The sequence below is a fragment of the Haloplanus natans DSM 17983 genome (genome assembly GCF_000427685.1).
Taxonomy (GTDB): domain Archaea; phylum Halobacteriota; class Halobacteria; order Halobacteriales; family Haloferacaceae; genus Haloplanus; species Haloplanus natans.
The window spans coordinates 2,136,780-2,159,902 of record NZ_KE386573.1 but is presented as its reverse complement, the minus strand read 5'-3'; the positions used below and the strand labels follow the sequence as shown (position 1 = coordinate 2,159,902).

General features: G+C 67.1%; 21 protein-coding genes and 1 pseudogene. 13 read left to right on the top strand and 9 right to left on the bottom strand.

Annotated elements, in window-relative coordinates:
• Positions 1-8: 8 nt before the first annotated feature.
• A complete protein-coding gene (locus HALNA_RS13180) occupies positions 9-461 on the top strand; it encodes a DUF5804 family protein (RefSeq protein ID WP_049936809.1) in 453 nt (150 codons plus the stop codon).
• Between the two features lie 4 nt (positions 462-465).
• On the opposite strand, the gene HALNA_RS13175 is transcribed toward HALNA_RS13180, so the two are convergent.
• Both HALNA_RS13175 and ligA read right to left on the bottom strand, forming a co-directional pair.
• Positions 466-1,362, bottom strand: a complete 897-nt coding sequence (locus HALNA_RS13175) for a PLP-dependent cysteine synthase family protein (protein ID WP_049936808.1) — start codon at positions 1,360-1,362, stop codon at positions 466-468.
• 143 nt (positions 1,363-1,505) lie between these two features.
• Positions 1,506-3,599: an NAD-dependent DNA ligase LigA gene (gene ligA, locus HALNA_RS13170; RefSeq protein ID WP_049936807.1), complete on the bottom strand. Its 2,094-nt coding sequence runs from the start codon at positions 3,597-3,599 to the stop codon at positions 1,506-1,508.
• Positions 3,600-3,686: 87 nt separating this feature from the next.
• Between ligA and HALNA_RS13165 the strand changes: the two genes are divergently transcribed.
• Positions 3,687-6,059: an amino acid permease gene (locus HALNA_RS13165; RefSeq protein ID WP_049936806.1), complete on the top strand. Its 2,373-nt coding sequence runs from the start codon at positions 3,687-3,689 to the stop codon at positions 6,057-6,059.
• A gap of 39 nt (positions 6,060-6,098) precedes the next feature.
• Positions 6,099-6,473 (top strand): thioredoxin family protein, encoded by a 375-nt coding sequence (locus HALNA_RS13160; protein WP_049936805.1) that lies wholly within the window; start codon positions 6,099-6,101, stop codon positions 6,471-6,473.
• Here HALNA_RS13160 and HALNA_RS13155 read toward each other — a convergent pair.
• Entirely contained in the window at positions 6,470-8,635 is a 2,166-nt protein-coding gene (locus tag HALNA_RS13155; protein ID WP_049936804.1) for a thioredoxin domain-containing protein, read from the bottom strand. The two genes, HALNA_RS13160 and HALNA_RS13155, sit on opposite strands and share 4 nt — an antisense overlap.
• A 222-nt stretch (positions 8,636-8,857) precedes the next feature.
• Here HALNA_RS13155 and HALNA_RS13150 point away from each other — a divergent pair, with 222 nt between their 5' ends.
• Together HALNA_RS13150 and HALNA_RS13145 are read left to right on the top strand one after the other, a co-directional pair.
• Positions 8,858-9,937 carry an ATP-binding protein gene (locus tag HALNA_RS13150; protein ID WP_049936803.1) on the top strand — a complete coding sequence of 360 codons (1,080 nt, stop codon included), beginning with the start codon at positions 8,858-8,860 and terminating at the stop codon, positions 9,935-9,937.
• 29 nt (positions 9,938-9,966) lie between these two features.
• Entirely contained in the window at positions 9,967-10,812 is an 846-nt protein-coding gene (locus HALNA_RS13145) for an aldo/keto reductase (RefSeq protein WP_049936802.1), read from the top strand.
• A gap of 52 nt (positions 10,813-10,864) precedes the next feature.
• Here the strand turns inward: HALNA_RS13145 and HALNA_RS13140 are convergent, their stop codons facing one another.
• The 3 genes and pseudogenes from HALNA_RS13140 to HALNA_RS13130 all read right to left on the bottom strand — a co-directional run bounded on the left by HALNA_RS13140 (position 10,865) and on the right by HALNA_RS13130 (position 12,707).
• A complete protein-coding gene (locus HALNA_RS13140) occupies positions 10,865-11,068 on the bottom strand; it encodes an HVO_0649 family zinc finger protein (RefSeq protein WP_049936801.1) in 204 nt (67 codons plus the stop codon).
• Between the two features lie 38 nt (positions 11,069-11,106).
• Positions 11,107-12,358: pseudogene (locus tag HALNA_RS13135) on the bottom strand (phosphoribosylglycinamide synthetase C domain-containing protein); the annotation flags it as partial.
• A 109-nt stretch (positions 12,359-12,467) separates the two neighbouring features.
• A complete protein-coding gene (locus HALNA_RS13130; RefSeq protein WP_049936800.1) occupies positions 12,468-12,707 on the bottom strand; it encodes a hypothetical protein in 240 nt (79 codons plus the stop codon).
• 67 nt (positions 12,708-12,774) lie between these two features.
• On the opposite strand from HALNA_RS13130, the gene HALNA_RS13125 reads away from it, so the two are divergent.
• Positions 12,775-14,379: a phospholipase D-like domain-containing protein gene (locus HALNA_RS13125; protein ID WP_049936799.1), complete on the top strand. Its 1,605-nt coding sequence runs from the start codon at positions 12,775-12,777 to the stop codon at positions 14,377-14,379.
• Here HALNA_RS13125 and HALNA_RS13120 read toward each other — a convergent pair.
• Positions 14,376-16,283, bottom strand: a complete 1,908-nt coding sequence (locus tag HALNA_RS13120; RefSeq protein WP_049936798.1) for a DHH family phosphoesterase — start codon at positions 16,281-16,283, stop codon at positions 14,376-14,378. The genes HALNA_RS13125 and HALNA_RS13120 overlap by 4 nt on opposite strands.
• Positions 16,284-16,447: 164 nt before the next feature.
• On the opposite strand from HALNA_RS13120, the gene HALNA_RS13115 reads away from it, so the two are divergent.
• Positions 16,448-16,873, top strand: coding sequence for an adenylyltransferase/cytidyltransferase family protein (locus HALNA_RS13115; protein ID WP_049936797.1), 426 nt, complete (start codon positions 16,448-16,450; stop codon positions 16,871-16,873).
• A gap of 178 nt (positions 16,874-17,051) precedes the next feature.
• On the opposite strand, the gene coxB is transcribed toward HALNA_RS13115, so the two are convergent.
• Positions 17,052-17,852, bottom strand: a complete 801-nt coding sequence (gene coxB, locus HALNA_RS13110) for a cytochrome c oxidase subunit II (protein WP_084510026.1) — start codon at positions 17,850-17,852, stop codon at positions 17,052-17,054.
• 185 nt (positions 17,853-18,037) lie between these two features.
• Here coxB and HALNA_RS13105 point away from each other — a divergent pair, with 185 nt between their 5' ends.
• The 4 genes from HALNA_RS13105 to HALNA_RS13090 all read left to right on the top strand — a co-directional run bounded on the left by HALNA_RS13105 (position 18,038) and on the right by HALNA_RS13090 (position 21,491).
• A complete protein-coding gene (locus HALNA_RS13105; protein ID WP_049938070.1) occupies positions 18,038-19,393 on the top strand; it encodes a heme o synthase in 1,356 nt (451 codons plus the stop codon).
• Positions 19,394-19,461: 68 nt separating this feature from the next.
• The gene (locus HALNA_RS13100) at positions 19,462-20,616 is read left to right on the top strand and encodes a thiolase family protein (RefSeq protein ID WP_049936796.1); all 1,155 of its coding nucleotides are present in this window, start codon (positions 19,462-19,464) and stop codon (positions 20,614-20,616) included.
• Between the two features lie 2 nt (positions 20,617-20,618).
• Positions 20,619-20,972: an OB-fold domain-containing protein gene (locus tag HALNA_RS13095; RefSeq protein WP_157573644.1), complete on the top strand. Its 354-nt coding sequence runs from the start codon at positions 20,619-20,621 to the stop codon at positions 20,970-20,972.
• A gap of 33 nt (positions 20,973-21,005) precedes the next feature.
• Positions 21,006-21,491, top strand: coding sequence for a hypothetical protein (locus HALNA_RS13090; protein WP_049936794.1), 486 nt, complete (start codon positions 21,006-21,008; stop codon positions 21,489-21,491).
• 1 nt (position 21,492) lies between these two features.
• Here the strand turns inward: HALNA_RS13090 and HALNA_RS13085 are convergent, their stop codons facing one another.
• Positions 21,493-22,128, bottom strand: coding sequence for a MaoC family dehydratase (locus tag HALNA_RS13085; protein WP_211226022.1), 636 nt, complete (start codon positions 22,126-22,128; stop codon positions 21,493-21,495).
• Between the two features lie 173 nt (positions 22,129-22,301).
• Here HALNA_RS13085 and HALNA_RS13080 point away from each other — a divergent pair, with 173 nt between their 5' ends.
• A complete protein-coding gene (locus HALNA_RS13080; RefSeq protein WP_049936792.1) occupies positions 22,302-22,616 on the top strand; it encodes an AbrB/MazE/SpoVT family DNA-binding domain-containing protein in 315 nt (104 codons plus the stop codon).
• A 4-nt stretch (positions 22,617-22,620) separates the two neighbouring features.
• Positions 22,621-23,091 (top strand): hypothetical protein, encoded by a 471-nt coding sequence (locus tag HALNA_RS13075; protein ID WP_157573542.1) that lies wholly within the window; start codon positions 22,621-22,623, stop codon positions 23,089-23,091.
• The last annotated feature ends 32 nt before the right edge of the window (positions 23,092-23,123 follow it).

The window sequence follows — 23,123 nt, the reverse complement described above, 5'->3', positions numbered from 1 at the left end:
CACAGTCCGTGACGCAGGTGTGTCTGGTCGGGGCCGAGAGCGTCGACCTCCGGTACGAACTCCTCTCGCGCGAGACGGCGCGGGCGGCGCTCGCGACGTACGACCTCCACGAACCCTTCACCAACACCGTCGCGGTCGACACCGTCAGTCTCGGCGCCGCCGTCTCCCTTCTGAACGACCTGAACTGGTATCTCGTCCGCTTTACCGAGTTCGCCTTGGTGCGCGAACCCAGCATCTCGACCGAGGAGTGGCTCTCCCGTGACCTGGCCGAACGCGTCCGCGACGGCGACCGGCCACCCGAAGCGACCGATTCCTACCTCCGGATTCACGGGGTCGACGACGATACGCTCGTCGAGCCGATGTACGCCACCCGCGTCGACGGTGCGGTCCCGGAGTACGACCTGCGGGACGTGGACGACACGCTCGTCGTTCGCGTGACCGACGGCGAGTTCGGCGGGTAGTCACCTAGTCGAACAGTCCGGTCGACATGTACCGCTCGCCGCTGTCCCAGAACACCGTCACGACCAGCGGGTCGTCCATCTCCTCGGCCAGTCGCGCCGCGACCCGCTTCGCACCGACGTTCGACGCGCCACTCGACTGGCCGACGAGAATTCCTTCCTCGCGGGCGAGACGCCGGCACTCCGCCTCCGCGGCGGGAAGCGAGACGTTCTCGACGTCGTCGAGCAGATCCGTATCGACGTTCTCGGCGACGAAGCCCGGTCCCATGCCCTGGAAGTCGTCCGCGCCGGGGTTGCCGGTGAGAAACTGGTTGGTGTCGGGCTGGACGCCGACCACCTCGATATCGGGAAACGCCTCCTTCAGCCGCCGTCCCGTGCCCGAGATGGTTCCGCCGGTGCCGACGCCACAGACCAGCGCGTCGACGGTGCGGTCGCCCACCTGTTCGACGATTTCCGGACCCGTCGTCTCGTAGTGCGCGTCGGGATTGGCGGGGTTCTCGAACTGGTGCATCTGGACCATCCCCTCGGCCGCCAGTTCGTCCGCCCGCGCCCTCGCGGCGTTCATCTCGCCGTCGACGAGTTCCACGTCCGCGCCGTAGGCTTTCATGATCCGCCGGCGCTCCGGCGAATTCGACGACGGCATCACGAGCGTCACGTCGTAGCCTTTGGCGGCGCCGACGACGGCGAGGCCGATGCCCGTGTTGCCGCTGGTCGGTTCGACGATGGCGTCGCCGGGTTCGAGTTCGCCCGCCGCCTCCGCGGCCTCGATCATCGCCTTCGCCGGGCGATCCTTCGCGGAGCCCCCCGGGTTCTTCGACTCGATTTTCGCCGCCACGGTCGTTCCCGGCGGGGAGTCGACCCGGACCAGGGGCGACCCGATGGCGTCGAGGATGCTGTCGTGCATTGGTTGCCGATTGGCGGGCGGCGCCTAAATCGGTGATGGAAGCGGCGCCGCCCCGACTCGTCCGACGCCGTCTCCGGTTCGAGCGTCGAAGGGTGAAACCGCCCACGGCCGACGGACGCGACGGGCGAGCATCCAGTCCGCCGTCACAGCCGCGACAGGATGCGCTCCTCGAACGCCTCGGGATCGAGCGTCTCGACACCTTCGGCCGCCGCCTGCTCTCGTTTCCGTGTCCCCGGGTTCTCTCCGACGACGAGGTAGTCCGTCTCGCCGCTGACCGAGGACGTAACCGACGCGCCGTGGGTCTCCAGTAACTCCGTCAGCTCCGATCGGGTGTAGCCCGGCACGCTCCCCGTGAACACGACGGTCAATCCGTCGAGCTCCGCGCCGCGTTCCCGCCGTTCGGGCTCGATGCCCGCATCGAGCAGTCGCTCGACCGTCTCGACGTTCTCCGCTTCGTCGAAGTAGGAGGCGACGGCCGCCGCCACCTCCGGCCCCACGTCTTCCACCGAGCGTAGCGCCTCCGTGCCCGCGTCCATCAGGTCGTCGAGCGAGAAGGCGGCGGCGAGCGCCCGCGCCCGCTCCGTCCCGACGTGGCGGATGCCGAGCGCGTAAATGAACGTGCCGAGCGGCACGTCCTTGCTCGCCTCCAGTTCCGCGAGCAGGTTGTCGGCGGCGGTCTCGCCCCACCCATCAAGTGCGGCGAGTTCGTCGCGCTCCAGGTCGTAGAGGTCGGCCAGCGATTCGATCAGGCCCGCCTCGACCAACTGGTCCGCGGCCGCCGCGCCCAGCCCCTTGACGTTCATGGCGTCCCGCGAGCAGAAATGCTGGAGCGAGCGGCGCAGTTGGGCCGGACACGACGCGTTCGTGCAGTAGTGGTGTTCGCCCTCCTGCACTACGTCCCCGTCACAGACGGGACAGGTGTCGGGCATCGTGAAGCCGCCCTCGCCGGCCGCCGGCCGACCGTCGTCCGACCCCGTCCGGTCGCCCGAGGCGCGTCGCTTCTCGCCGTCGACCACCTCGGTCACCTCCGGAATCACGTCCCCCGCTCGCTCGAGTCGGACGGTCACGCCCTCTCGAACGCCCAGGCGTTGCACCTGTGCGGCGTTGTGGAGGGTCGCACGACTGATCGTGACGCCCTGGATGTCTACGGGATCGAGGAGCGCCACGGGGGTCAGCTTCCCCGTCCGCCCGACCTGCACGACGATGCGTTCGACGGTCGTCTCGCCGGTGCGAGCGGGGAACTTGTAGGCGAAAGCCCACCGGGGATGACGCGCCGTCGACCCCAGTTCCTCCCGGGCGTCGAAATCGACCACCTTGGCGACGACGCCGTCGATTTCGTACTCCAGGTCGTCGCGCTCGGTCATGAGTCGGTCGCGGTAGTCGATCACCGCGTCCACGTCGTCGACGACGGTCGTCTCGTCGTTGACGCGGAATCCCAGGTCATAGAGCAGGTCGAACGCCTCGGTCTGGGTGCCGAGGTCGGCGTCGGTGTCGATCACATCGTAGAAGAACACCTCCAGCGGACGGCCAGCGACCGTCTCGGGGTCGAGCAGGCGGACGGTGCCCGCGGCGGCGTTGCGCGGGTTGGCGAAGGGGTCCTCGCCGCGTTCGATCCGTCGCTCGTTCAGCGCCTGAAACCCCGATCGAGGCATGTACACTTCGCCGCGGACGGCGAGGAATTCGGGGGCTGGGGCCGGGAGATGCAGGGGCACGCTCCCGATCGTTCGGACGTTCGCGGACACGTCCTCGCCCTCGCGGCCGTCGCCGCGGGTGACGGCGCGGTCGAAGGCGCCGTCCTCGTACACCACCTCGATCGAGAAGCCGTCGAACTTGGGTTCGGCCGAGTAGTCGACGTCGCCGACCCGGTCGCGGATGCGGCGGTCGAACGCCCGAATCTCCTCGCTGTCGCCGGAGGATTGCAGGCTCAACAGGGGCGCGACGTGGCCGACCGTCTCCAGTTCGTCCAGGGGTTCGCCGCCGACCCGCTGGGTCGGCGAGTTCTCGTCGTGCAGGTCGAACGCGTCCTCCAGCCGTTGCAGGCGCTCGAACAGTTCGTCGTAGGTGCGGTCGGCGATCACCGGATCGTTCTCGACGTAGTAGCGGTAGTCGTGATACTCGACGGCCACACGCAGGTCGGACACCTGGTCGCGGGCCTCGTCCTCGCTCAGTTCGTCGGCCGGCGCGAACGACGTGTCCGGATCGTGTACGTACGGGTTGGCGTCGGGTTCCTCGACCATCGCGCTGTCGAGTGAGGGCGCGCCGTGTACGAATAGGTAGCGACTCGGCGGCGGGGTTTTTGGTTCTCCGGCCCAGTGCCAGTGCGCATGGGTGCCGAAGAGGGGACAAGCGTCGAGACGGAACTCGACCGCGACATCGGTATCGTCGGTGCAATCGCGCTGGGCGTCGGGACGATGATCGCGGCGGGCATCTTCGTCCTGTCGGGGCTCGCCGTCAGCAACGTCGGGGCGATGGCCATCGTCGCGTTCGTCATCGCGGCGATCGTCGCCTCCTTTACCGCCTTCGCGTACGCCGAATTCGCCTCGATCTACCCCGAATCTGGCGGGGGGTACGCATACGTCTCCAACACCTTCGACTCCGATCTGACCTACGTCGTCGGGTGGTCGATGATCCTCGGCTACCCCGCGAGCGCCGCCTTCTATCTCGCCTCCTTCTCCGACTGGTTCGACCGCTTCATCGTTCCGCTGGTCGCGGGCGGTCTGGGTGAGGCGCTCCCGTTTTGGATCTCGGGGCTCGTCATCCTCGGCCTGCTGGTCGGCCTGAACCTCAAAGGGACCGAGGAGTCGGGACAGTTCCAGATCATCGTGACCCTCCTGAAAGTCGTCCTCATCATCGTCTTCCTCTACGGCGGCCTGCAGGCGTTCGATGCGGCGACTATCCAGCAGTCGGTCACCGACAACCTCACCAAGTACCGCGATATCGGCCTCACCTCCGCGCTCGTGTTCATCACCTTCTTCGGCTTCGAGGCCATCGCGACCAACGCCGAGGAAATCGAGGAGCCGGGCCGGAACGTCCCGCGGGCCATCTTCTTCTCGATGGGCTTCGTCACCGTCGTCTACGCCCTCGTCGTCGTCGTGGTGACGCTCGCGATCAACAACCCCGCGTATCTCGACTTGCTCGTCCGGGTCGTCGACGGCGTCGCCGACACCGCCGGTGCCCAGTCGTTCATCGCCAACAACGGCGAACTCGCCATGGGATACGCCGCCTCCTTTTATCTCGGCAACGTCGGCTTCTACGTCATCATCGTCGGCGCGCTGTTCTCGATGCTATCGGCGGCAAACGCCACCGTCCTCGCGGGGTCGCGCGTCAAACTCGCGATGAGTCGACGCGACCATCTCCCCGACCGCTTCGAGAGCCTCCACGACTCCTTCAACACGCCGTACTGGTCCGTCCTCCTCACCGGCTGTCTGATCGCCTTCTTCATCTTCTTTTTCACCGTCGTCCCGCGCCTGCTGTTCGGGACGACGACCATCCACACCGGCGTCATCGCGTTCCACATGGGGATCGAGGCTATCGCCCACTTCGCCGACTTCATGCTCCTGACCGGCCTCGTCGTCGTGAACCTCGCCGTCATCCGGTCCCGACGGAAATACCCGGATCTCGACCGCGGGTTCGAGGTGCCAGGCGTCCCGGCCGTCCCGGTCGTCGCCATCCTCGCCAATCTCGTCTTGCTGGTCAACGTCGAACCCGGGGCGTTCGTCTTCGGCCTCCTCGCGGAAGTGATCGGGATCGGCGTCTGGTTCGCCTTCATCGGCGCTACCTCCGAGGAAGCCCTCGAGCGCGAGGCGCCGACGGTCGTCCACGAGAAACACCCGGCCGACCGCGACTACCAGCTTCTCGTCCCCATCGCCAATCCCGACCACGCCGAACGGCTCATACGCACGGCGCGGGACATCGCGGCCGACGAGGGCGGCGAGATTCTCGTCCTCTCGGTCGTCGCGCTCCCCGAACAGACGCCGCTCTCGGAGGGGCACGAACGGGCGACCGAGCGCCGCGAGGTGCTCGAACGCGCGATGGCCGTCGAGGCCGGCGGTGGCGACACCGATGTCCCCGTCAACGGCATCGTCCGCGTCGGTCACCACGTCGACCGGGCCATCCTCCATACGATCACCCAGCACGACTCCGACGCGGTTCTGCTCGGCTGGCACGAGGGCAAGACGCGGCGGCGCGACGTGGTCGTCGGCACGACCGTCGACACCGTCGTTCGGGAGGCCGACTGTGACGTACTCGTCGAGCGCTTCGGTGACGGCGACGGCGACTTCGAATCCATCCTGCTCCCGACCGCCGGCGGTCCGCACGCCCGTTACGCCGCGGAAGTCGCTCGCGCCATAGCCCACACGACTGATGCGACCATCACCGTCCTCCAGGTCGTCGACCCCGACGACCGCAAGGGCCACGAACTCGCCGAAGTCTCGCTTGACGAGACGGGCCGACTCCTCGATGGCGTCGACTACGACACCCGACTGGTCGAGGCCGGGGACGTGGCCGACGCCATCGTCGACGCCTCCGCCGACTACGACGTGACGATTATCGGCGCGACCCGCGAGGGCGTCCTCCAGCAACTCGTCTTCGGCGCCATCCCCGAGACGGTCGGCCGGGAAGCCGACGGTCAGGTCATCATGGCCAAACGCGACCTGGGTATCGCCTCCCGCCTGCGCCGTCTGATCCGGTGGCGGTAGGGCGGAACGCGTAAATCCTCGGCCGTGGTATCCTCCGCCATGTCCTTGGAATCCATGGATCCGGCCGACTGGAGCGGCGACGACGACGTGCTCGGACCGCTCGGCCGTGACGGCCTGACGTACCTCGTCTGGGGTGCGGACTGGTGTGGCGACTGTCGGGAGCAACTCCCCGGATTCGCCGCCGCCCTCGACGCCGCCGGCGTCCCCGCCGACCGAATCGAGCAGTTTCCCGTCGACGACGACAAGCGGGGCGAGGGCGTCGACGAGTACGGCGTCGAGTTCATCCCGACCGTCGTCGTCGAGCGCGATGGCGAGGAGATTGCCCGCTTCGTCGAGGCGGAGCCCGATGGTATCGCCGCGTATCTGGCCGAGCGCATCGCGGCCGCCGTGGCGTCCGCGAACGCCGACGACTAGCGCTCTAGCCAGTCGAGCGCCGCGTCCAGATCCGTCTGCGGCGGCGAGCAGGTGAAGTCACGGCAGGCGTAGGCGGTCGGCTCGCCACCCTCCGCCGCTCGGTTCACCCAGATGGGCGGCACCTCGTCGATACCGAGCGCGTCGAGCCACGGCTCCAGGGCCGCGTCGTCGGCCGGCCGCGGCGCGATCACGGCCGTCGGAAGCGGATGGTCGGCGAGTGTCTCCCGCCACGACGCCGGCACCTCGTCGGCCGCGAGTGTCAACTCCACCGGGCCGCGGGCGTGGGCGTCCGCCGCGAGCACGAGCGACGCGTGCTGGAGCGGGCTCGCCCGGATGCGGTCGGCGTGGGTCGCGAGTAGCCGCTCCGTGATCGATCCGAACTCCTCGTGGGGAACGAAGAGATCGAGTTCGTCGAACAGCGCGGCCGTGACGCCGAGACTCGACGGTGTCGACTGGTCGTTCAGCTCCTGTGGCCGGGTCACCAGCCCCTCGCCGCTCGCCGGCGTGTAGTAGCACGTCCCGGCCTCGTCATCCCAGAACTCCGCCCGGATGGTCCGGGCCAGGTCGACGGCGAAGGCGAGTTGGTCCACCTCGCCGGTCACCTGATAGCAGTCGAACGCCCCCCGCGCGAGGAAGGCGTAGTCGTCGAGGTAGCCGTCGACCTGTACGTCGCCGGACTTGTACCGCCGCGAGAGCCGTTTCGACTCCTCGTTCCAGAGGTGCTCACGAACGAACTCGAGTGCGTCGGCCGCCGTCCCCACGAGCGCCGGATCGAGCGTTCGCGCCCCGGTGGCGATCCCCGAGATGGCGAGGCCGTTCCACCCCGCGAGCACCTTCTCGTCCCGTGCGGGGCGTGGCCGGTCGGCCCGCGCGTCGAACGCGCGGGTCCGGGCCGCCACGAGGACGCGTTCGACCGTCTCGACCGACAGGTCGTACTCGTCGGCGAGTGCCCCGTAGCTCGTCGTGACGGTGAGAACCGTCGTCCCGCCCTCGAAGTTGCCGCCGTCAGTGACACCGTAGCGGTCACGGAAGAGATCGGCCGCCGTTTCGGGGTCGACGCCGTCAATTGGCTCGTCGCCCATCGCCGCCCGCACCTCTCCGGGCGTCCAGACGTAGAAGGCTCCCTCCTCGTCTTCGGCCTCACTGCTCTCGCCGAGTCGTGACGGGGGGGTGGCGCTCTGGGCGTCGAGCGTGCTGTAGAAGCCGCCCTCGGGGTGTTGCAGTTCGCGTTCGAGGAAGGCGACCGTCTCGCTCGCGGCGCGGGCGTAGCGATCCGCCCCCGTCGCCGCCGCGGCCTCGAAGTAGACCCGCGGCAGTTCCGCGTTGTCGTACAGCATCTTCTCGAAGTGGGGGATCGTCCACTCGCGGTCGGTGGCGTAGCGGTGGAAGCCGCCGCCCACGTGATCGTAGAGGCCGCCCGCCGCCATCGCGTCGAGGGCGCTCTCGGCCACCTCGCCGGCCGCCTCGTCGCCGTCCAGAATCGACGCCCGGAGCAACAGATCGAGACGGCGTGGCTGGGGGAACTTCGGGCCGCCGGAACCGAAGCCGCCGTGGCTCCGGTCGGCGCTTCGAACCGCCGCCGCCGTCGCCGACTCCAGCACGTCGGATTCGGGCGGGTCGCTCGGGTCCTCGGGCGTCGATTCGAGTTCGTCGGTGATCGCCGCCGTCCACTGATCGGCGCGGTTCTCGATTTCGTCGCGGTCCGTCTCCCAGGACTGCGACACGTCGTTCAGGAGCTGCAGAAACCCCGGCCGGCCGCGCCCCGCTTCCCGCGGGAAGTACGTCCCGACGTAGAAGGGTTTGCCCTCGGGGGTGAGAAAGACCGAGAGCGGCCACCCGCCGCCCCCGGAGACGAGTTGACAGATGGTCTGATAGACGCTGTCCACGTCCGGGCGCTCCTCGCGGTCCACCTTGATCGGGACGAACCGCTCGTTGAGGACCGTCGCCACCTCGTCATCCTGGAAGCTCTCCGACTCCATCACGTGACACCAGTGACAGGCGGCGTAGCCAACCGAGAGGAAGATCGGCACGTCGTGTTCGCGCGCCGCCGACAGCGCCGTCTCGTCCCACGGCTGCCAGTTGACTGGGTTGTCCGCGTGCTGTTCCAGATACGGGCTGGCCTCCTCGTCGAGTCGGTTCCGACTCGTCGGCGTTACGGGCATGGTCGGAATTCGGCACCCAGAGGGGTATACCTCTCGGCTCGCCGTCGCCGTCGTCGACCGAGAGGGGGTCCCGAAGTCGTCGTCGGGCCTCGCCGATTCGGCCGGGTGCCGTCGACGGACACCGGACGCCCTACAGTCGTCTCCTCTGTCGACCACCACGCTGTCAGCCGTCCGTCGGACGTTGTGGCCAACCGTTTTGTATATGCTTGCCAATCGTCGGATATGGACGTACCGGCGTGGGAACGGCGGCTCGCTGGCCGTGCCCCGTCGTTGATCGCGATACTCGGCGGTGCCGTCGCCGTCGTCTCGCTCGCCAACTTCTTTCGCGACGTGGAGACGCTCGGAATGAGGCTCTTCCCCGCCGTCTCGCTCGGCGTCTGCCTCCTGCTATCGGTCGGATTGCTCGGCTTGAGCCACTGGCTCGCCGACAGCGACCTTCCGGTCGCCGGCACGTGGACCGTCGTCCGCTGGTGTCTCGGCGGCATGATCGGATTCGTCGCCCTGGCGGCGCTGACGGTCGGCCTCCGTCTCGCGGAGGGGCGGGTCGTCGGCGAGGCGGCCTTCACCCTCATCGTCATGGGGTCCGGCGGTGGCATCGGCGGCGGCGTCGCCGGCGTTTACTACGCCCGGGCGACCCGGACGGCCCGCGAGGCCGACCACCGCCGCGACGCGCTGGTCTTTCTGAACAGCCACCTCCGACACAACGTGTTGAACGCGGCGCAGGTCATCCAGGGCTATACGACGTTGCTCGCCCAGCGACGCGACGAACCGGACGAGTTCCTCGCTCCCATCGAACGCCGAAGCGACGCTATCGCCTCACTCATCGACGACATGAAACAACTCGCCGACCTCTTCTCCGGCGAGCACGCGCCGGTGCCCACGGACGTCTCGACGGTGCTCCTCCGGGAAGTCGAGGACGCCCGCTCGACCCACGAGACGGCGACGTTCGAGGTGGACGTACCGTCCGAACTGTACGTGATGGCGACCGGCGCCGCCTCGGCCGTCTTCGCCAACCTCCTCCAGAACGCCGTTCAACACCACGACGGACCGGAGCCGACCGTCACCGTCACGGCCGAACGCCACCCACGGACGGTCACCGTCCACATCGTCGACGACGGACCCGGAATCCGAGACGACGTGAAAGAGCACCTCTTCGGGTCGGCCATCGAATCCGGCGAGGGTCGGGGTATCGCCCTCGTGAAGACGCTTATGAACCACTACGGCGGCGACGTCTCGGTGCGCGATAACGATCCGCGGGGGACGGAGGTCACCGTCGAGTTCCGACGGCCGCCACCCGAGTGATTCTACTTCTTGGCCGGCCAACGACAAGTATGGACTCGCTCGACGACATCGGCGATACGTTCGACATCGGCGGCGACCTGCCCGTCAACCGCCTCGGGTTCGGGGCCATGCGAATCACCGGATCGGGAATCCTCGGCGCCCCCGACGATCCGGCGGCGGCCCATCGCGTCCTCGCCCGCGCCCGCGAACTCGGCGTCGATTTCGTCGATACCGCCGACGCCTACGGTCCCGGCACCAGCGAACGCCTCCTCGCCGAGGCCGACGTTCCGGACGACGCCGTCGTCGCCACGAAGGGCGGTCTCCTGCGCTCGCCCGACGGGAACTGGCTCCGCCACGGCGACCCGGAGTACCTGCGCAACGCCGCCCTCTGCAGTCTCGACCGTCTCGGCGTCGATACGATCGACCTGTATCAGTATCACGCACCCGACCCCGACGTGCCCATCGAGGAGTCGATGGCGGCGCTCGCGGATCTGAAGGATCGTGGCCTCGTCCGCCACGTCGGCGTGAGCAACGTCTCCGTCGAGCAGCTGGAGCAGGCCCGCGATGTCGTGGAGATTGCCACGGTTCAAAACGAGTACAACGTCGCCGAGCGCACCCACGACGACGTCCTCGACGTCTGCGAGGACGAGGACATCGGCTTCGTGCCGTACTTCCCGCTCGGCGGTGGCAGCCTCGACGGGACGGCGACGGTCATAGACGACGTGGCAGCCGCCCACGACGCCACGCGACAGCAGGTGGCGCTCGCGTGGCTCCTCGCCCGGTCGCCGGTGATCCTCCCCATCCCCGGCACGTCCAGTGTCGATCACCTCGAATCGAACGTCGCCGCCGCCGCCATCGATCTCACCGACGACGAGATGGCGCGGCTGTCCGTCTGACCGTCGCACATCGGTACCGGCGAGTCGGCGGCTCACCGGGCCACGACCCGTCTCAGCGTAGCCGGAACGTGTGTTCGCGGCTCGCGTCACAGGACGGACAGACGTGCCGGTAGACGACCCGCCTCCCATCCGTTCGGCTCGTCCAGTTGGCGCCGTGGTCGACGTAGCCACACGCCGGGCATTTCTTCTCGGTCGTCTCGTACCGGCGTCGAAGCCGGTCGAGCGCCGTGCTCCCGGATGTGCTGTTCGTTGCCATTCCACACGCTTCGGGCTCGTGACTCATAAATCCCCGCGTCAGGGTCCCAGGTAGCCCCACGCGAGCAGCCGGTCGCCGTCGCCGTCGATCCACCGCTCCCCGATGTCGTCGCGGTAGTACATGTTCGGTATCACGATGTCGTCGATCCGATCGTACGCCTGTTCGCGGGCCGCCTGCATCGTCTCGCCCATCCCCGTCACGACGAGTGGCATTCCGTTGTTCCCCGCAACACGCCACTGCCCATCGACTTGCTTCGTGTCTTCGAGATGGACGCCCTCCCGACGCTCGGTGTGGAAGACGACGGCCGCGTTCCGCGAGTTCTCGTCGTACGTTTTGCCGTCGTCGAACGGGAACGGCGGGAGGACAACGCGCACAGCGACTTGATAGCCGTTGTGTACCTCTAGTTCAGGGTCGTTTCCGTAGGCTATAGTAGCGTTCGTAAGTCATCGCACATCTGATCCCACGCAGTCTGGCGATCAGGTGTGCAAACAGTTCCAAACGCTACTATAGGTCGTAGAAGAACTCGCCGGTCGACGACTCGATGGACTCCTCTTGAAGCGCGATAGTCGGATACCCGAACCGCGGCGTGAACTCCAGTGGGTAGATGCCGTTCTCGTTGACGATGCAGTTCAGATCGATACTCCCCACGTAGCCCTCCTCGGCGAGCCACCCTTCGAGTTTGCCGAAGGTCTCTTCGAACAGTTCGTTCTGCCCGGCCCAAAACATCGACGTTCCCATCTCACCGGTCGATGGACCGATGTTTCCTGGAAACAATTTCTTATGCTCAAAATTGACGTTGACCCGGTCGATGAACTCGTTGTCATTGAAGAACCCACAGATAGCGACTTCGACGCCCTCGACTTTCCGCTGGAGCTGGAAGCCCTTCATCCGGTGCCCCCACGCCTTCTTGTACGCCGTCAGCACGTCGACGACGTCACTGCCGTCGTTCTCGTTCCCGACGTAGAGGAGACGTTTGACGTTCTGAACCTCTCCGAGCGGTTTGATGACGTACGGGGCGGGATTCTCCCCAACGTGCCGAATGCCGGCGTCGAAGTCGTGGAAGATGTGGTGTTCGATAGTGTCGACACCGTGTTCTTCCAGAATCTCCGTCGCGTAGCCACGGTCCGCTTCGAGGTGGTCCGTGTTCGGCGTCCCCCCGACGACGGCCTTCCCCTGTTCTCGGAGTTCCCGTGCCAGTTGGCCCGTTCCGATGTCCGAGCCGACCCAGATGTCGTCGAAGACGACGACATCAGCCCACTCCACTTCCGCGCGCCAGTCGTCCTTCACCGGACTAACTATAGTAGCCGGTGTAAGTCGTTGCACACCTGGTCGCGTGCTGTCTTGCGATCGGATGGGCAAACCGTTCCAACCGCTACGATACACGCCGCGACTCCGCCCGTCATAGAAACACCGCGACGAACAGGAGCGCGAACCCGAGGGCAATACAGAGGCCGCCGATGCGGCCGATCCAGGTGTGTTCCCGAACCTCCGACTGGTTCGTTTCGATGCGGTAATCTTGGAACTCCGTGTTGTACTCGACGTAGTTCGGCATCTGGAAGAACTCGACGAACAGCAGCGCCCCACCGAGTGCGCCGAGCGCCGATCCGAGCAACCGGAGCATGTTCGCCACCGAGACCATGTCCCTACGGTGCGTGACGAACACAAAAATCCCCGCGTTTATCACCGATACCGCGGCCACCGGTCCCGTGTCCCGAGGTCACCGTCTCGCGCTCGCCATCCTGTTGTTGACCGCCGCGACTGCTCCGGTCGGGACTGCTCCAGTCACCGCCAACGCCGGAGACGGCGCTCTCGTCACCGCCGTCCCCAACCCCACCGCCGACGGCGACGCCGGCGAGTACGCCGTCGTTCGCGTTCCGACGGCGTCGACGGCCAACTGGACGCTCGACGACGGGGAACGCGTCGTCGCCGTGCCCACGGACCGTCCCGCGGCCCGTGTCGCCCTCACCGCCACCCCGAACGCGACGCGTCGGCTGACGGACGTTCCCGTCGTCGCCGTCCCCGCTCTCGCGCTGTCGAACGCCGGCGAACGCCTTCGACTCCGGCGCAACGGCGCCGCCGCCGCGGCGCTCACCTATCGCGACGCCCCCGAGGGCGACCGACTCGTCCGGACCGACGACGGCACCGCGTGGCGGCCCCTCGGCTACCAGCCCCGGGACGTACACCGGTACGGTCCCGCGACCGTCACCGGGTTCGTCCTCCCCGATTCCCCGTCGCTCCCCGTCGAGACGCTCCGGAGCGCACGCCGCCGACTCCTCCTCGCCGGCTACACGCTCACCAGTTCCCGGGTCGTCGACGCATTGATCGCCGCCCACCGCCGTGGCGTCGCGGTTCGCGTCCTCGTCGACGCCGAACCGGTCGGCGGCCGGACGGCACGGGGCGCGGCGGCGCTCGACCGTCTCGCCGCCGCCGGCGTCGACGTGCGTGCCCTCGGCGGCCCCAGGGCTCGGTTCGACTACCACCACCCCAAATACGCAGTCGTCGACGACCGGGCGCTCGTGCTGACGGAGAACTGGAAACCCGCCGGCGTCGGCGGACGGAGTAGCCGTGGCTGGGGCGTCGTCGTCGATTCAGCGCCCGTGGCCGCCGACCTCGCCGCCCTGTTCCGCGCCGACGCCGGGTGGCGGGATGCGTTGCCGTGGCGGCGGTTCCGCCGCGGGAAAACCTTCGCGCCGGGAGCGTCGGCCGAGGGTTCCTACCCCTCACGATTCGAGCCGACGGAGACGACGGCTGCCGGCGTTCGGGTGCTCACCGCCCCAGGCAACGCCGAGTCGGCGCTCGTCGGCGTGATCGACGGCGCCGACGACCGGGTGGACGTGATTCAACCGACCGTCGGTCGCCGCGACGGTCCCCTCCTGCGCGCGACGATCAGGGCCGCCGAGCGTGGCGTTCGGGTACGTATCCTCGTCTCCGGAGCGTGGTACGTGGCCGAGGAGAACGCGGCGCTCGTCGAGTGGCTGAACGGGCTTGCGGAGCGCCGTGACCTCCCGCTCACCGCGCGGGTCGCGGAGCCGGCGGGACGCTACGAGAAGATTCACGCGAAAGGCGTCGTCGCCGACGGGGTCGTCGTCGTCGGGAGCCTCAACTGGAACGAGAACGCCGTCTCCGAGAACCGCGAGGTGGCACTGGCCGTCCGGAGCGATGCGCTCGCGGCGTACTTCCGGGAAACGTTCGTGGCGGACTGGCAGGGCAGGGGGCGCGTCGGCCGGACGACGTGGGTTGTCGTCGCGGGCGCACTCGCGGCGCTGGTGCTCGCCGTCGTGGTCGCGCGGAAAACGATCCGGTTCGCTTAGGTGTCGAGTGCCGTCGCGCTCGACAGCGCCTCGTCGAGTTCGGCGTCGGCCATCTTCTCGACCAGCGCGTCGATCACCTCGCTCCGCATTCCCTGTACGAACTTGATGGAGCCGACGACGAGGTGGCCGCCGCCGGAGACGCCGCCGCCGACGACTTCCTCGTCGAGTTCCGCCACCATCTCGGGGATGTCGAGGCGGACGCCGTCGGAGCGGAGAACGGCGAAGTCGGGGCCGTAGCCGATGGTGATGACGGGATCGCCCGTCTCCTCTACCTTGCGGTCGTGGAGGTTACCGGTCGTCTTGCCCGGTGCGGGGTAGGTGAAGCGGTGGGCGAAGTCGTCGAGGTCGACGTGATAGAGGTGGGCGTCGTTATCGAGTCGCTCGTGTTCGACGTGGGGGTCGAGCGCGGCGAGCTGGCGGTCGATGTCGCGTTCCGCCCGGTCGGCGAGGAAGTCGACCAGTTCCTCGTGGCGCCCCGCCTCGTCACAGTCGACGTTGAGCACGTCGCTGACGAGCGTCTTGCCCTCGCTGTAGCGGAGCCAGTGGGCGGCGTAGTCGAGCGCCTCGCCGATCCGAACCAGGTCCTCGCGGCCGTAGCCTTCCGCGTCCGCCAGGTCGACGAAGTCACTCATCGTTTCGGCCTTCGAGCGGTCGGCCAGCCCCGCGACTGCGGGGACGTGCCGGAGTTCGTCGGTTATGTCGGAGTCGATCATCCGCGCGAGTTCGACACACATCATGCCCGTGGTGATGCGGTAGTCCTCGTCGACGAGGTAGGGATTGACGTGGGCGTCAAGCAGGTCGTCGACCGCCTCGGGGTCGGGGTGGTGGTGGTCGACGACGACGATGGGCACGTCGTAGTGAGCGAGGTTCTTGTAGGCGGGCACGTCCTCCTCGGTGCTCCCGTTGTCGAGCATGAGCAGGAGGGGAAGCTTCTGCCCGTGGCGTTCCTGGCCTTCGAGTGCGAAGTTGAGGTCGCGGGTCACGTCCTCCATCTCGTAGTACGGCGCCTTGCTCGGTAGGCGCTTGATGAGGTGTCGGGGGGCGCCGTCGTCGTCGTGAACGGACCGGATGAAGCGTTCGAGCGCCACCTGAACGGGGAGGGAGGCACACATCCCGTCGCCGTCGGCGTGGTGGCGGACGCGGATCGGTCGTCCTTCGAGGACCGTCCGCCGAAGCTGTTTGGCCACGGCGCGGAGGTCGGGTCGCAGTTTTTCGAAGGCGTCCCATTCGACGAGTGGGTCCACGTCGTGTGGCTCGGCGCGTGTGTCCAGCCCGGCGTCGACGCGTTCGCGAACCCGCTCGGCGTCCTCGTCGGTCAATCGCGTGAGCGACTCCACCTCGATCTGGGGACTCCCCTCGTGTTCCTCGACCGTGCCCGAGACCCGGACGGCGTCGTCGAGTTCCACCTCGGGGTAGGCTCGGACGCCCGCGTCCTCGAAGGCCGTACAGGCGACGATGCCGGTGTCGTCACAGCACCGGAAGACGGTCGGGCCGGCGGTCTGTTTGATCTGGCTGACCGTCGCCTCGACCGTGACCGTCGCCCCGGTCTCGAGGGCGCCGATCGGCGTCACCGTCGGCTGGTGGTCGACAGCGACCGTGCGGTAGTCGTCGAGGTCGGCCTCGGTGAAGGCGATATCGCCGTTCTCGCGAATCTCGTCGAGGCGGACGAGTAGCCGGTCGTCCACGTCGTAGCTGTCGGTCAGGTTCGACTCGTGAACGAGTCCGGAGATGTCGTCCGAAACGTCGACGAAGACGCCGTAGGCGACGACGCCGTTGACGACGGCGTGGTAGTAGTCGCCGACCTCGACGTCGTCGGTCGTACAGCCGGGTGCGAGATCGTAGACGATGGGGCGGGAATCGTCGTCCGCATCAGTGCCGGAATTTCCGGCAGTCCCTGCAGTCATACACGTGTGTGATCGGTGCCAGAAGTTAAGCCTTGCAGAATCCGGCGCTCGCTTCACCGCGAGCGGTACGCATCCGGAACTCTTAGAAGGAGACGCCCCCGACTCGGATATATGCGGTCGGAACCCCCCGTCGTGACGGACCGCCGAAGTCGGGAGGCCGACACATGACGACGGTCGTCGCGCAGGGAACCTTCGACATCCTCCATCCCGGCCACGTCCACTACCTCGCCGACGCGGCGTCGATGGGCGACTCCCTCCACGTCATCGTCGCCCGTAGCGAGAACGTGACGCACAAACCCGAGCCGATCCTCTCGGGCCGACAGCGTCGGGCGATGGTCGACGCCCTCGCCGTCGTCGACGAGGCCCACCTCGGTCACCCCGAGGACATCTTCGTCCCCATCGAACGGATCGACCCCGACGTCATCGCTCTGGGATACGATCAACACCACGACGAGGCGGGCCTCGAACGGGCGCTTCGCGACCGCGACATCGACTGCGAGGTCCGACGCGCCTCTCCCCGCGAGGCGGGCGACGACGAACTCTGTTCGACGGGTCGGATCATCGACCGCATCGTCGAACGCCGCTGCTGACGGAGCGTCGCCCGACACTCCCGGCGGTAACTGTTTCGTCGTCCGTCAGTTCCGGCGGTCGCTACCGCGTGATCGACGACCGTCAATCCGTCTCGAGAGAGCCGCCACCCGGGCAGCTATCCTCGTTTCCTTACAGCCAGGAGTCCGGTACCGAGAAAAAACGGCCGAACGCGTCGTGTCAGGCCCGAATCGGGGCCTGCGAGAGCGTCTCGTCGTGGGCGCGGATCACGTCGTCGTCGGGTTCGAGGTCACCGGAGGAGCCGCCACCCTGCTGTTCTTCGAGGAACTGCTGGTACTCGTCCTGTGAGACGACCTGAATCTCGAAGTACATCTGCGAGTGGGCGACGCCACAGAACTCGGCGCAGTAACCCTGGTACGTCCCTTCTTCGATGGCCACGGTCTTGATGACGTTCGACTGACCGGGCATGGCGTCTTGCTTCAGACCGAGTTCGGGAACGTGGAAGGCATGTAATACGTCACGCGACGTGATGTTGAAGTAGACGTCCTGTCCGGCCGGGATCACCACCGTCGGCGCGGTGCTGGATAGCTGCATATCCTGCTGTGGGTAGCTCGCCTGCCAACCCCACTGATAGGCCTCCATGTGGACCACCACGTCGTCGTCATCGGGAGCGATCTCCTGTTGATCCTGTTCGAACGAGATGTTTTCGTTCGCCAACACACCGTAGGAGGCGACCCCGACGAACAGGAGGACAATCGCCGTCGCGACCGTCCACGTGATCTCGAGTCGACGGTTCTCCTTGGTCGGCTTGGCTTCGTCGGCGTCTTTGAACCGGTAGACGGTGTAGATCAGGATACCCTCGACGAGGATGGTGATCGGGATGGCGACGATCAGTAGCTTCTCGTTCAGACTATTGATCAGCTCTGCGGACACTGACGGCTGGGCTGCCACGGGGTCGGCGACGAGGGAGAGAACCACCGTCGAGAGCAGCGACGCCAGCACGAGGCGCGACCGTTTCATACTCTATGGGGCGTTAGAATCTGCCCCGTAAATAGCTACTGATGGACCCGGCATCGGCGACCCATCCATGATCGTCGAGTGAGAAAAAGCGGGGCGCATAAATAGACGGATTGCCAAGCGCCGACAGTGATCGACTCGTGCGAGACGTGACCGAACGCTTCCCCGGCCTCCTTGCGGCGAGCGCAATGGGCGTCTACCTGCTCTTGCTCGTCGGCACGACCGTCGCCGTGACCGACGCGGTCGAGACGTGTGCCGCGTGGCCGGCCTGCGGGTCGGGGCTGACGCTCCCGACCACCGCCGCCGGTGCGCTGGTCGTCGGCCACCGTCTCGCTGCCGTCGTCGTCGGCTTCCTCGTCCTCGCCGTCGGCATCGCCGCGTGGCGCGCCAACCCCCGGCGTCGCGTCCGCGCCGCCCTCGGCGTCTCGCTTCTCTGCTATCCCGTCCAGGCCGCCCTGGGTGCCGTCGTCGCCACGACCGGTGCCGCGGGGCTCCTCCCCGCTGCCCACCTGTTCGTCGGCATGGTCATCTTCGGCGGTCTGGTTGCCGCGCTCGCGTGGACGCTCGAAGAACGGACGGGCGATCCGTCGGACGGCCCGGTCACCGATCCCGACGCGCTCTCCCCGCCGGCGCCGGCCGAGTCGGTCGAGCGACCGTCCCTCCCCGACGACCCGGTCGCTCGGGTCCGCGCAGTCGCCGGGGCGTACGTCCGACTGACGAAACCGCGACTGATGTGGTTGCTCTGTCTCGTCGCCTCGGCGGGGATGGCACTGGCCGCGGGTACCTCACTCGCGCCGCGAACGGTCGTCCTGACGCTCCTCGGCGGCGTCCTCTCCATCGGCGCGAGCGGTACGTTCAACCATGTCCTCGAACGCGACGTGGATCGACGCATGAACCGCACGAGCGACCGGCCGCTCGCGACCGACGTGGTGTCGGTGCGCAACGCCCTCGCCTTCGGCGGCCTGCTGACCGTGGCGTCGCTCGCGGCCTTCGCGGCCGTCAACTGGCTGGTCGCCGTCCTCGGCTTCGTCGCCATCGTCTTCTACAGCGTGATCTACACGCTCGTTTTGAAGCCGAACACGGTCCAGAACACGGTCATCGGTGGGGCGGCGGGCGCCCTGCCGGCGCTCATCGGCTGGGCGGCGGCGACGGGTGAGGTCGGCCTCGGTGGGCTCGTCCTCGCGACGGTCATCTTCCTCTGGACGCCCGCGCACTTCTACAACCTCGCGCTGGCGTACAAGGACGACTACGCCCGCGGCGGCTTTCCGATGATGCCCGTCGTGCGCGGCGAGACGGAGACGCGAAAGCATATCCTCTGGTGGCTGGGCGCGACGCTCGTGGGTGCGGGCGTGTTGGCGACTTGGAGCGCGCTCGGCTGGTTCTACGTCGTCACGACCGTCGTCCTCGGCGCGGCGTTCCTGTGGGCGGTCGTTCGCCTCCATACGGATCGGACCGAATCCGCCGCATTCCGCGCGTTCCACGCCTCGAACGCCTATCTCGGGGCGCTGCTTCTCGCGGTGGTCGTCGACACGCTGGCGATCTGATCCCGGTTCGGTCGCCCGTCGAGGCCGCTCCCCGTAAACGGTAAGCCGGTGGCTTACGGGCAAGGGGTATGGAGAATGTAGCGATCATCGGCGCGTCGATGACCCAGTTCGGCCAACGGGACGAGTGGGTGCTCGACCTGCTCTCACAAGCCGGAAGTGCGTGCTTGGAGGACGCCGGCGTCTCCCCGGACGCGGTCGATCACCTCTACGTCTCGAACATGGCGAGCGGCGAGTTCGAGGGGCAGACGGGAATCATGAACGCGGTGGCCCACGACCTCGCGGCGCTGCCGGCGTACACCGCCCGCATCGACCAGACGAGTTCGAGCGGCGGAGCCGGCGTCAAACACGCCTGGCAGTCGGTCGCCTCCGGTGCCAGCGACATGACGCTTCTCGTCGGCGGCGAGAAGATGACCCACCGGACGACCCCGGAGGCGACGGACGTGATCGCCTCCATCACCCACCCCGTGGAGTACAAACACGGCGTGACGCTCCCGAGTTTCGCCGGGCTGACGGCGCGGCTCTACCTCGAGACGTACGACGCGCCGCGCGAGAGCCTCGGCAAAGTGGCGGTGAAGAACCACCGACAGGGCGTCCACAACCCGCACGCGCAGTTCCGGAAGGAAGTGGATCTGGAGACGGTGCTGAACTCTCCCATCGTCGCCGACCCGCTTCGTCTGTACGACTTCTGTCCGATCACGGACGGGAGCGCGGCGCTCATGTTCTGTCCGGAGTCGGTCGCCAAAGAGTATACCGACGACTACGTCCTCGTGCCCGGCGTCGGTGGCGCGACGGACACGCACGTCGTCCACGAGCGTGCGGACCCGACGACGATGCGCGGCGTCGTCGAATCCAGCCGCATCGCCTACGACATGGCGGATATGGGTCCCGACGACGTCGACGTGGCGGAACTCCACGACATGTTCACCATCCTCGAGTTCCTCCAGAGCGAGGACCTCGGCTTCTTCGAGAAAGGCGAGGGGTGGAAAGCGGTCGAGGAGGGACGGACGGAGATGGACGGCGACCTGCCGATCAACCCCTCGGGCGGCCTGAAATCGAAGGGGCACCCGCTGGGCGCCAGCGGCGTCGCACAGGTGTACGAAATCTACCAGCAGCTGATGGGTGACGCCGGCAAACGACAGGTCGACGGCGTCGACACCGGTCTGGCGTGTAACGTCGGCGGCTTCGGCAACTGCGTCATCACCACCCTCATGGAAGCCTACTAATGATGGAAGCGTACCAGTACCCCGACGGCAGCATCACCTACCCCGGCCACCCAATCGGTCCGGGTGGCGAGGAACCGGTCGACACGGTCGATCTCAGCGACTACACCGCCGAGGTCATCACGTGGACGACGAGCACGGCACCGCCGCCGGGCGTCCGCGAACCCAACACGCTGGCGATCGTCGAGTTCGACGTCGACGGCGAACCCGTCCGCGCCATCGGCGGCGTGACGACGGACGAAATCGAAATCGGCGACGCGGTGCGGCCGGTGTACGTCGACGAACTCCGGGAACCGGGCGCCGGCATCCGCGAACCCGACAGCCAGGAGTGGGACGGCTACCGATTCGAGCCGGTCTGACGTTTTTTGATCGTCGGACACGTGGTTTCGACGATGCCCTCCACGTTTCGCACCAAACGCGGTCGCTGTCACCTCGACGGCGACTGGCTCCGTCTGGAGTCGAGTCTGCGGGGGCAGTGGCGTCGCTACCGCGAAGGTGGGCGACTCCCCGCGCTGTTGATGGCCGGAACCGTCTTCGGCGTCGTCGTCATCCTCGTCGAGGCGCTGTTGACCGGCGACGTTCGACGGCTCCTGTTGATGGCCGGTGTCGTCGTGGCCCTCGTCGCCGTCGCTCGCCTGAGCAACTACGTACGCGGGTTCACGGCGGCCGAGGAGATTCCGGTCGACGCGATCAGTCACGTGACGGCGAAGCAGGGGACGAAAGGGCTCACCCGCCCGCGGTTCGTCGTCACGTACGAGGTGAGCGGAGAGACGAAACGCCGGTACGTGATGATGCCGTCGCTGTGGCTCTCGTACGGGGCAGACGAGTTTCGGCGCGCGAAAGCGGCGTTTCGGGACGCCGGGATCGCAGTCGAGTGAGCTAGTCGTCGAGCGCGTCCTCGGGAACCTCGTCGATGAGGACGATGGCCTCGCCGTCGATCACCGTCTCGCCGTCCTCGTCCTCGACGACGGTCGTCAGTCGGTAGCGGCCGTCGCCGAGGTCTTCGACGACCTCACAGACGGCGGTGACCCGCTCACCGATGTCGACGGGGCCGAGGAACTGGAGGTCCTGCGAGAGATAGATCGTCAGGCCGGGCAGGCGCGCGAGCGCGGCGCTGATGACGCCCGAGACGAGCGTCCCGTGGACGATCTGACGGCCGAAGCGGGTCTCCTCGGCGAAGTCGGAATCGAGGTGGAGCCGGTTCGTGTCGCCGCTGGCGTCCGCGAACACCTGAATCTCCTCCTCGGTGAGGCGTTTCGAGAATCGGATGCTGTCGCCGACGCTGACTACGCCGTCGCCGTCGTCGGCGTGGTCGAAGGTCCACTCGGATTTCGAGTAGGTGAGCTCCGGTGCTATCGCGGGCTGGCGGTCCCCGACCGCGTCGGTCTCGTCGTCCCCGTTCGAGAGCGTCGGGAACATCGCCCGATTGGCGGCCATCATACTGTTGTAGAAATGCTCGACGCTGTTCGAGAAGTGTTTCTGCGACTGAAGCCACGTATCCGTGACTTCGCTCATCGGCGTAGTGGTTCGCTCTGACATTGTTGAGTTCCGTTTGGTGGTGGATAGTTAAAGACTGGTCGCTTTCGTCGTCGGGTCTGCCCCGACGAAACCATTGAGTGTCTTTGAATGGTATAGGATGGTAACAAAGGTAAAGTTTATGCCTCTGGCACCCATCTGTAGGAGCAAGGATGACGCAAGACGAAGACGGTGCATCGCCGATGTGGCCGCAGATGCCGTTTGCCCAGCAGTTTCAGGACGCGAGCGAAGGCGCCGTCGAACAGCAGATGAAGCTGTTCAAACAGTTTATGTCGGCGGGCGCCGGGGGCGGATTCGACGGGTTCTCGCAACTCGGCGCGATGAGTATGGGTACGGCGATGTTCAAGACCCGCGTGCAGAGCGGGGGCCGCATCAGCATCCCCGATGCCGAGCGTGAGACGCTCGACATCGAGGACGGCGACATCGTCCAGACGATCGTCATCCCCGTCAAACGAAATTCGGAGTAATACAATGAGTGCTACCAACCCCTTCAGTTCAGCGTTCGAGTTGCAGCGTACCATGATCGACCAGAGCCGCCGTGCGATGGAGACGGGCATCGACGCCCAGCGCGCCGCCATGGAGACCTGGTTCGACTCCTTCGAGTCGGCCAAGTCCGTCCAGAAAAGCGGTGTCACGCTCTCGAAGTCGGCCGTTCACGCCTACCTCGACGGGATGAAGACGGTGTTCCCCGAGGAGTCCGTCGCTGAACTCGAAGCGGCTGTCGACGAGCAGTTCGAAGCCGCCGACGAGATCCACGAGGACGCGTGGCAGTCCTTCCTCGAGGGTCTCGACGAGGCCGAGACGACCTACGACGAGATGACGGAGATGCAGCTCGAGATGCTCGCCGAGGGCTTCGACGCCTTCGAACAGCTGCAGTCCGACGCCGCGGAGACGACCGAAGAGGTCGTCGCGTCCGCCGAGGAACTGGCGGAGTCGGCCTAACCGGAGCGTTTTCACCCTCGCCCCCCCTTATT